Genomic DNA, 5,009 nt, shown 5'->3' with positions numbered 1-5,009 from the left:
TGCCAGCAGGAGGGGCTCCCATCTCAAGCAGTCTCTGCCTGAGATGCAAACGGGAATCATCTCGCCGTCAAGGGTTCAGCAGAGACGAAGTTCGCCGCGTGCTGTCCCGACCCCTGAACGCTTACGTGTTGCTTGAGCATCGCTTTCGTTTTGGTCGACTCCGTCAGGATTCCGCGCGCCCGCCGCTTTCCGCATCGGCCTGCCACAGGCGTTGTGGTGATGACGGTTCTTCTGGCCCTGCTCTGCCTGCTGCTCTGCCTGCTGCTCGGGGGCGCACCGATGGCGCTCGCGGCCGAATGCCCCGACAGCATGGTGCCGATCCCTGCCGGTCGGTTCCAGATCGGCGCGGCCGGCCAGCTTCCCGAGGAGGGGCCTGCCCGCGCGGTGCGCCTGAGCGCGTTCTGCCTGCAGAGCCATGAAGTGAGCAACCGCGAGTTCGCCGCCTTCGTGGAAGCCAGCGGCTACCGCACGGTGGCGGAGCGGCCGCTCAGCGAGGAGCAGTTCCCGGACCTGCCGGCCGCCGAGCGGCGGGCTGGCTCGGTGGTGTTCAGGCCCCCGGCAGCTGCTGGGGAGGTGGAGGAGCTCAGCTGGTGGCAGTGGGTGCCCGGCGCCGACTGGCGCCACCCCGAGGGTCCGGGCAGCTCGATCGATGGCCGCCTCGATCACCCTGTGGTGCATGTGGCCGTGGCGGACGCCGTGGCCTACGCCGACTGGGTCGGCGCTGCCCTGCCCAGCGAGGCCCAGTGGGAGTTCGCCGCCCGCGGCGGGCTCCGCGATCAGGTGTTCGGCTGGGGCGAGACCTGGTCGCCACGCCAGGCCAACACCTGGCAGGGCGACTTCCCGCGGCTTGACAGCGCCGAGGACGGCTACGCCGGCACCGCTCCGGTGGCCAGCTTCCCCGCCAACGACTACGGCCTCCACGACATGACCGGCAACGTCTGGGAGTGGACCTCCGACTGGTACCAGATCGGCCATGGAGGCCTGTCCGGGAGGCGTGATCCCACGGCTGCCGATCGCTCCGTCTCCAGCGATCCCCGCGATCCCGGCGTGGCCAAGCACGTGATCAAGGGCGGTTCCTTTCTCTGCTCCTCCACCTACTGCAGCCGCTACCGCCCCGCCGCCCGGGAAGCGGAATGCCCCGACACCGGCACCTCCCACATCGGCTTCCGCCTCGTGGCACCGCTCTCCAGCGCTCTCTCCACTGCACTGCCCACCTCATGACCGGCTTTCTGAAGTTCGTCCGTCAGAACTTGCGCCGCTGGTGGCAGCGCTGCCTGGCCCTGGTGGCAGCGGTGGCCGTGCTGATGACTGCTCCCTACGGCCTCCCCGTGCTGGCGCAACAGCTGAGCGGCCTGCTCGGTTCTCCGAACGCCACCACCACCATCTCGAGCAACCAGCTCCCGGCCCCCGCTCCCCCCTTCGGCGGTGTGATCAATGACGGCGCGTTGCAGTCCAAACCCTGGTGGGCGCCGCGGATCACGCCACCGCAGAGCGCCCCCAATGTGCTGCTGATCATCACCGACGACGCCGGTTTCGGCGTGCCCGGCACCTTCGGCGGCGTGATCCCCACACCGGCGATGGATCGCGTCGCCAAGGCGGGATTGCGGTACAACCGCATGTTCTCAACGGCGCTGTGCTCGCCCACCCGCGCCGCCCTGATCACAGGCCGCAACCACCACTCCGCCGGTTTCGGGGTGATCTCGGAGCAGTCGACGGGCTTCCCCGGCTACAACAGCATCATCGAGCGCGACAAGGCCACCATCGGCCGTCTGCTCAAGGACAACGGCTACTCCACCGCCTGGTTCGGCAAGGATCACAACGTGCCGGCTTTCCAGGCCAGCCAGAGCGGGCCCTTTGATCAGTGGCCCACGGGCATGGGTTTCGATTACTTCTACGGCTTTGTGGGCGGTGATGCCAACCAGTGGCAGCCGAACCTGTTCCGCAACACCACCCAGATCTATCCCTTTGAAGGCAAGGCCCCCGGCAGCTGGAATCTGGTCACCGAGATGGCCGACGACGCCATCGACTACATGACGCGGATGCACCAGACCAATCCGGCCAAACCGCTGTTCATCAAGTACGCCCCCGGTGCCACCCATGCGCCCCACCATCCCACCAAGGAGTGGGTGGACAAGATCCACGCAATGCATCTCTTTGATGATGGCTACGAGAAACTGAGGGAGCGCATCTTCGCGAACCAGAAGCGCCTGGGTGTTATTCCGAAGGACGCCAGGCTAGAACCCTGGCCAGCTGATGTGATCACCCCCTGGGATCAGTTGAGCCCGGACGCCCAGAAACTGTTCATTCGCCAGGTGGAGGTGTTCGCCGCCTACGCCGCCTACAGCGATTACGAGATCGGCCGGGTGATCCAGCAGTTCGATGATCTCGGCAAGCTGGACAACACATTGGTGATCTACATCAATGGCGATAACGGCACCAGCGCCGAGGGTGGGCCTCTGGGCACCCCCAACGAGGTGGCCTTCTTCAACGGACTCAACAAACTGCCCGTCGAGGATCAGATGAAGTTCTACGACGTCTGGGGCACCGAGCTCACCTACAACCACATGTCAGCCGGCTGGTCGTGGGCCTTCGATACCCCGTTCAGCTGGTTCAAACAGAACGCCTCCAAACTCGGCGGCGTCAACCAGAACATGGTGGTGAGCTGGCCAGCGCGCATCAAGGACAAGGGCGGCCTGCGCGAACAATTCGTTCACGTGATTGACGTGGTACCGACGATCCTGGAGGCGGCCGGTCTGAAGGCGCCCGAGCTGGTGGACGGCATCCCCCAGAAACCGATCGAAGGCACCAGTTTCCTCTATACCTTTGATAGCAAGAATGCCAAGACACCCTCGCGCCATAAGACCCAGTACTTCGAGATGATGGGCCAGTGGGCGCTCTACAACGACGGCTGGCTGCTGAGCACCAAGGTGAACCGGGCTCCCTGGGAGGCCTTCGGCCCGGCCAACCCGGATCCACTCAACAACCAGACGCTGGAGCTCTACGACCTCAACCGTGATTTCAGCCAGACCAGCGATCTGGCCGCCCAGAACCCCCAGAAGGTGAAGGAGATGAAGGCTGCCTTCATCTCTGAGGCCAACAAGTATCAGGTGTTTCCGCTCGATGCCTCGGTGGCGGCGCGGATCGTGGCGCCGCGGCCGAACATCACCTCAGGTCGCAACGAGTTCGTCTACACCCGTCCGATGGTGGGTCTGCCCCAGGGCGATTCGCCCCTGCTGCTCAACAGCTCCTACACCGTGACAGCTGATGTCGAGGTACCGGCCGGCGGCGCCGAGGGCATGCTGCTCACCTCGGGCGGCCGCTTCGGGGGCTACGGCCTCTATCTGAAGAACGGCAAGCCGGTGTGGCTGTGGAACATGGTGGATCTGGAGCGTCTCAAGTGGGAGGGCAGCGAGCCCATCAAGCCTGGCAAGCACAACGTGGAATTCGATTTCGTCTACGACGGCAAGGGGGCGGGAACCCTGGCCTTCAACAGCTTCACTGGCGTCGGCCGCCCCGGCACCGGCACCCTCAAGGTGGACGGCAAGGTGGTCGCCACCAAAACCATGTCCAAGACCCTGCCGATGATCCTGCAGTGGGACGAGAGCTTCGATATCGGCTCCGACACCCTCACCGGCGTCAACGACGCCGACTACCAGCCCCCGTTCCGCTTCACCGGCAAGCTCAACAAGCTGACGATCAAGCTCGACCGGCCCCAGCTCTCGCCGGCAGATATAAAGAGCCTGGAGGCAGGAATGAGGAAGGTGGAGGCCGCCCGAGAGTGAGGGCGACCGAAGTTCGGGCCATGAATACCCCGCCCCGTTGCTCTTTCTCTCCGGCGCCTCTGGAAACTCTGGTTTCTGGCGACCCGTTGCCGAGCGGCTTCAGCATGGTGGTGAGCGGATCCATCCCGCCCATCCCCACCCTGCAGCTCTGGGGTGATGCCGATCCGATCAGCCCGGTGTGAGGTGGGCCAGCTTCTAGCCTCACTGCTTCCCGACGCGCGTCTGGTGATCCTTGCGGAGGGAAGCCATGATCTGGCGATGGAGCGAGCTCACGAGATCGCCCCACTGATCGATCGTCACCAAAGCACCCTGGCGTCAGCAAGACAACCTGCACCTACTGGAACCCGCTGAACGGCGACCACCACCAGCACTGGCGCTGGCTGGAGGGCCTCGAGGGTCAGGTGGAAGAGGTGATCCTCAGCAAAGACAAAGCCACCGGTGAATTTACCCGCCTTACCCGCTTTCATCCCGGGGCCGACACCAGCACTTTCGGGGCCACGGTGCGCAGGCTGATCCACAACATCGCATTGGAAGATATATGGGCAGATCGTATGCAGGGGCCACTCGTTGAGTTGACCATGGAGTCACCCGTTTCTACTACGATCACCTAGTGTGCCGTCCCGGAGATTTGCGAGCAAAGTCGCTGGAGCTTCTCCAGGATTGAGTCCGCCGTCGCGGTCCAGCTGAACGGGGCCTTGGTCTTCTTGTAGGACGCCACGAACTGCTCGATCCTGGCGATCAGTTCTTTGACGCTTGAGAAGCTGCCCCGCCGGATGGCCCGCTGGGTGATGATCCCAAACCAGCGCTCCACCTGGTTGAGCCAGGAGGCATAGGTGGGCGTGAAATGGACGTGGAATCGGGGCCGCTGGGCCAACCAGGACCTGACCTTGGCGTGTTTGTGGGTGGCGTAGTTGTCGACGATCAGATGGACGTCCAGATCCTCGGGAACGGACTTCTCGATCTGGCGCAGGAAGCCCAGGAACTCCTGGTGCCGGTGGCGCGGTCTGCACTGGGTCATCACCTCGCCAGTGGCCACGTCCAGGGCGGCAAACAGGGTGGTGGTGCCGTGGCGAATGTAGTCGTGGGTAACGCCCTCGACGTAGGAGTTTGTTGCCAATTGAGCAGCGAACCCCTGGCCACAGCGGATCGACCCCTGAGCTGAACAGCTGAGACTCCGTTCTTCTGCTGTCCGGGCCCCATCGATGGGCCTCAGTCAGCCGCTGCTAC

General features: G+C 64.3%; 3 protein-coding genes and 1 pseudogene. 3 read left to right on the top strand and 1 reads right to left on the bottom strand.

The annotated features are described in order from the left end of the window. The first annotated feature begins 219 nt into the window (after nt 1-219). Genes KBY93_RS16045 through KBY93_RS16035 form a run of 3 tightly spaced genes read left to right on the top strand, consistent with a single transcriptional unit; the run spans nt 220 to nt 3,964 of the window. Complete coding sequence (locus tag KBY93_RS16045; RefSeq protein WP_255095418.1) at nt 220-1,221, top strand: formylglycine-generating enzyme family protein; 1,002 nt, start codon at nt 220-222, stop codon at nt 1,219-1,221. Then, on the top strand, nt 1,218-3,782 hold the full coding sequence (locus tag KBY93_RS16040; RefSeq protein WP_255095417.1) for an arylsulfatase: 2,565 nt from the start codon (nt 1,218-1,220) through the stop codon (nt 3,780-3,782). Before KBY93_RS16045 ends, KBY93_RS16040 begins: the two co-directional genes overlap by 4 nt. Nucleotides 3,783-3,802: 20 nt before the next feature. Beyond that, nucleotides 3,803-3,964 carry a hypothetical protein gene (locus tag KBY93_RS16035; protein WP_255095416.1) on the top strand — a complete coding sequence of 54 codons (162 nt, stop codon included), beginning with the start codon at nt 3,803-3,805 and terminating at the stop codon, nt 3,962-3,964. 425 nt (nt 3,965-4,389) lie between these two features. On the opposite strand, the pseudogene KBY93_RS16030 reads toward KBY93_RS16035, so the two are convergent. Continuing rightward, a pseudogene (locus KBY93_RS16030) lies at nt 4,390-4,884 on the bottom strand (IS630 family transposase); the annotation flags it as partial. Nucleotides 4,885-5,009 lie beyond the last annotated feature (125 nt).

Origin of the sequence: Synechococcus sp. J7-Johnson (genome assembly GCF_024345795.1) — a bacterium.
GTDB lineage: Bacteria > Cyanobacteriota > Cyanobacteriia > PCC-6307 > Cyanobiaceae > Regnicoccus_A.
Note: the sequence above shows the minus strand (reverse complement) of the source record. Positions and strands in the feature narration are given on the sequence as shown.

What these genes read in the sequence shown, in the direction of transcription:
- KBY93_RS16040 (WP_255095417.1), top strand. Translation starts at nt 1,218, where the DNA reads ATGACCGGCTTTCTGAAGTTCGTCCGTCAGAACTTGCGCCGCTGGTGG.
- KBY93_RS16045 (WP_255095418.1), top strand. Translation starts at nt 220, where the DNA reads ATGACGGTTCTTCTGGCCCTGCTCTGCCTGCTGCTCTGCCTGCTGCTC.
- KBY93_RS16035 (WP_255095416.1), top strand. Translation starts at nt 3,803, where the DNA reads ATGAATACCCCGCCCCGTTGCTCTTTCTCTCCGGCGCCTCTGGAAACT.